Origin of the sequence: Shewanella sp. 10N.286.51.B2, from assembly GCF_041469265.1 — a bacterium.
GTDB lineage: Bacteria > Pseudomonadota > Gammaproteobacteria > Enterobacterales > Shewanellaceae > Shewanella.
The window spans coordinates 893-3483 of record NZ_JBFRKH010000103.1 but is presented as its reverse complement, the minus strand read 5'-3'; the positions used below and the strand labels follow the sequence as shown (position 1 = coordinate 3483).

Below are 2591 nucleotides of genomic sequence, written 5' to 3'. Positions count from 1 at the left end.
GCAGCGGATACAGTTTTCAGGGCCATGTGGCACGCTGGCATAAACTCGGTTAGCAGCGATTTTTGTATCTTTAATCACCTCACCACCGTTCCAGCAGCCACCAAGGGTACTGACTTCATCCGATTTCACGGTGTTGCCTCCCACCAAACACAGGCCACCCGAACGTTCTTCCCAGCCAATCGGATTACGGTTAACCAGTGCCGCCTGAATGCTATCATCACTGTGATACACCATCTTGCATTGAATTTGCTCCATCGAGGCATCTTTGAGGAAGTTTCGCACTGATTGCTTGGATTTGGCATCCAGTGCGCCATGCGCTTCGTCCATTTTCTCTGCCATCACCGATGGGGTGATTTTGTTGTAGTAGATAGTCATCAACAGGCGTGTATGCCCTGCTAACAACTTAGAAATCACAGGCAGTGGCAGTTGGGTATCCATCGTATACGCAGTGATTAGTGAGACGCGCAAACTGTGCAATGGAAACAGGGTGGCAACCTTTGAGTATTCTGGCGCACCATCTGGATAATCCACAACCAGTTTTAAGCGTTCGCCGTTATCGAGTGTATTCCCACGCTCTGCCAGTTGGTGTTCTAGCGCCAATAAGAGTTGATACCAGAAAGCATCTAGCGAGTTGTACCTTGTAGGTTTTAATTTATCCTCACCTTTTGCAGATGCGTCACGAAACAGAAAGGCAATCTCACCCATACTTTGTAGTTGCTTATCCGATTTCTTTACACTAGTGTGCTTCTTTAACAATGTGGTGCAATGAGTGGGCTTTGTAATCGGATTGTATTTTTCTTGCCAGTTACGCAGTTTTTCCAGCCAATACAACACCTCCTCGTTTTGCCAAGGAATGATGTAGCCACGCTCCAGTTCATCTTTGTTCTGGTCGGCAGTCTTGTTGGTGTTGATGTATAGAGCTGTTGAATACAGCCCTGTCATTGTGTCGTGAATGCGGCGGAAGATGCCTTTCCCGAACGGGCGCTTCTCGCTGCCAAGGGCAAAGTCATGTTTGGTGTTGAGCACCCATTGACCTTGCTCATAGCGCCATGTATCAGCCTCACCGCTGTCCAGCATACGCACCTGATAGGTACGCAGTGGTAGATGGAGCTTTATTAAAATCACCATCGCTTTGACAGGCGACCAGATTTGGTGAAGGGTGATTTGTTCGCCTTTTCGAGTCACTTCTTTGGTACGCCACACACAATCAGGGTCGGACCCATCAATCAGCTCTGGCTCGACTTCAAACCAGTCACCACTCATATTTCCTTGTCCTGTTCGCTGCTGCGCCCATGTCCAGTGCTTGAAGTGGCGATAGTGAAAAGCTGGAAGCAAGGATTCATCGTCTTTGAGATTTTGCTCAATGACGGTGAGTTCAGTTTTATCAGGCAACGGGCAAAGGATTTGGCGCAAGTCCTGAATGTAGCGATATGGCAAGGGATTGCGAACGGTTTCAGTCGCACTACCTTGCTGTTTGATTTTGCTAAGTGGGTTTTGAACAAGTGGAACAAGGTTGCCATGGTCATCTTCTTCGGAGAACACTTTTTCAATCACAAAGTCGGTGAAGTCATATGGGATGTTCACACCGTACTGGATCTTATTGGGGCTATTTTGAGTTTTTCTAACCAGTTTTTCCAACTCTTCACTGGAGCATTGATGTCCTTGGTAGCCCTTGAAAAACAAATCTATATTGCCGATGGCATAGGGTGCATATTCAGAAATATAGGATTCGAAGAATCGAGTTATAGCTTTTTGTTTATGGTCAATCGCTGTGTTTTGTTCTGCCATCCACTCGGCTGCCAGTTCCTGCCATTGTTGCCACTCCGCACCGAGGGTCGTAAGCATCCAAGAGAAGGTTGTATCCGAAGCGCGTCCGTCACGTATTCTTTTTTTCGCCATTACTTACCTCTCAATTTTGGATGCTTGCCAGTGAAGAACCCCTGCGGGTCGATGTTATCAAAGCCATGCTCAACCAGTGCTTTCCAGTCGAGTGCTTTGACTTTCGATTCGGGATTTGCCAGTTGCAGTGTCGCTTGGGTCAGTTCATCAGAGATTTCCTGCTGACCTTTGCCTGTGTAGGGGATTTGTGAATCTAGGGACTTATGGTGCATACAGCGGCGAATCACCAACGGGTTCAACCCTGAACGTTCTAATCGTCTACCGTAATTATGACGATGCCCGTGAGGGTCTAAGCCCTCTGCTTTGCTCGGTTCTAAACCTATGCGCTTCAAGCCGTTGGCGTAGTTGTCATGGAAAGCGTTGATGGTGTAAGGGTTGCCGATAGCGCTATGATGAAACGAAATAAACGCATAAGGGTGATGACAGTCGATGCTGGCTCGGTACTTTTGGTAGTTTTTCCAAAGTGACATAAACACTTTGCCATAGTCAGTTGGAAACCATTGAACCTGTATGTAGTTGTCTTTGTGGTCAACCACACGGTTCTTCCAACCAAGATGAGCTGTGCCTTTCATGCGCTGGCGAGGGATGCGAGCATATTGCTCCTTTAGATATGCTTCTCTGTTTGGTGTACCAGAACGACTTCGCCAACCATCAGGGGCTTTGCCATCTATTTCGTTGTAAATTCGAACGAT

Annotated in this window: 1 protein-coding gene and 1 pseudogene; both read right to left on the bottom strand. The window is 47.4% G+C overall.

All coding sequences use genetic code 11. The features are described 5' to 3' along the window. Positions 1-1899: integrase family protein (locus AB4140_RS19375; RefSeq protein ID WP_372002266.1), on the bottom strand; the 1899-nt coding region annotated here is incomplete at its 3' end. Further along, positions 1899-2591: pseudogene (locus AB4140_RS19370) on the bottom strand (site-specific integrase); the annotation flags it as partial. The pseudogene AB4140_RS19370 and the gene AB4140_RS19375, both read right to left, overlap by 1 nt.